General features: G+C 74.2%; 2 protein-coding genes. One reads left to right on the top strand and one right to left on the bottom strand.

Going from position 1 to position 1,340, the window contains the following annotated elements:
* Positions 1 to 996 (top strand): NAD-dependent succinate-semialdehyde dehydrogenase (locus GTW43_RS27860; protein ID WP_161304726.1); only part of this gene is annotated, 996 nt, incomplete at its 5' end.
* A gap of 32 nt (positions 997 to 1,028) precedes the next feature.
* On the opposite strand, the gene GTW43_RS27855 is transcribed toward GTW43_RS27860, so the two are convergent.
* Positions 1,029 to 1,340: hypothetical protein (locus GTW43_RS27855; RefSeq protein WP_161304725.1), on the bottom strand; the 312-nt coding region annotated here is incomplete at its 5' end.

The raw sequence follows: 1,340 nt of genomic DNA, 5'->3' as shown, positions 1-1,340 counted from the left end.
CCGTGGAACTTCCCGCTCGCGATGGGCACCCGCAAGATCGGGCCGGCCGTCGCCGCGGGCTGCACGATGATCCTCAAACCGGCCCCGCAGACCCCGCTGTCCACCCTCGCGCTGGCCGGCGTCCTCGCCGAGGCGGGACTGCCGCCCGGCGTGCTCAACATCCTGACCACCTCGGACGCCGCCGCGGTCGTCGAACCCCTGCTCCGCGGGGGCGGCATCCGCAAACTCTCCTTCACCGGCTCGACCCAGGTGGGCCGGATCCTGCTCACCCAGTGCGCCGACACCGTCGTACGGACCTCGCTCGAACTCGGCGGGAACGCGCCGTTCATCGTGTTCGAGGACGCCGACCTCGACGCGGCCGTCGACGGCGCCATGGTCGCCAAGATGCGCAACATGGGGGAGGCCTGCACCGCCGCCAACCGGATCTACGTCCACACGGACGTGGCCGAGGACTTCGCCGCGCGCCTGACCGCACGGATGGCGTCCCTGAGCGTCGGCGACGGCACGGCCCCGGGCACCGACGTCGGCCCGCTCATCGACGGCGCGGGCCGGGAGAAGGTGCAGCGCCTGGTCCGGGACGCCGTCGGACGCGGTGCCAAGATCCTCACCGGCGGCGAACTCCCGGACGGACCGGGCCACTTCTACCCGCCCACCGTCCTCGCGCAGGTCCCGCGCGACGCCGAGCTGACGGGCACGGAGATCTTCGGCCCGGTCGCCGCCCTGTTCACGTTCGAGGACGAGGACGACGTCGTGCGGACCGCCAACGACACCGAGTGGGGGCTCGTGTCGTACGTCTTCACGCGCGACCTGGACCGGGCGCTGCGGGTCGGCGAACGCCTGGAGACGGGCATGGTCGGGATCAACACGGGGCTCGTCTCCAACCCGGCCGCCCCCTTCGGCGGCGTCAAACAGTCGGGCCTCGGCCGGGAGGGCGGCAGCGTCGGCATCGACGAGTTCCTGGAGTACAAGTACCTGGCCATCCCGTACGGCTCCTAGCGGCCCCCGGCGGCTCCCGGCGGCCTTCGGGGTCACAGGCGTTCGACCGCGCGGAATCCCGCGAGCACCGACAGGAGGTTCCGCGCGGGCGGGGTCAGCTCGGCGACGAGGAGCGGGCGGCCCGCGTTCAGGAGCCCGGCCACGGCGGCCAGTTCGTCCGGCGCCAGGTCGCACTCCGTGACGTGCCCGCACGCGGCGACCAGCGGCCGCCCGGCCACCGGCACCCACAGGATCCGTTCGACCGCGCGCACCACGTCGTCGTCGGTGAACCAGCCGGGCCGGGCCGCCGCGGGCACCGGCCGCAGCCCGCCGTCCGTGGCCCGGCGCAGCGCCTCGCGGGCCAG

The organism is Streptomyces sp. SID5785, from assembly GCF_009870065.1.
In the GTDB taxonomy this organism is placed as follows: domain Bacteria; phylum Actinomycetota; class Actinomycetes; order Streptomycetales; family Streptomycetaceae; genus Streptomyces.
The sequence above is the reverse complement of the archived record's forward strand: the minus strand, read 5'-3'. Positions and strand labels throughout refer to the sequence as shown.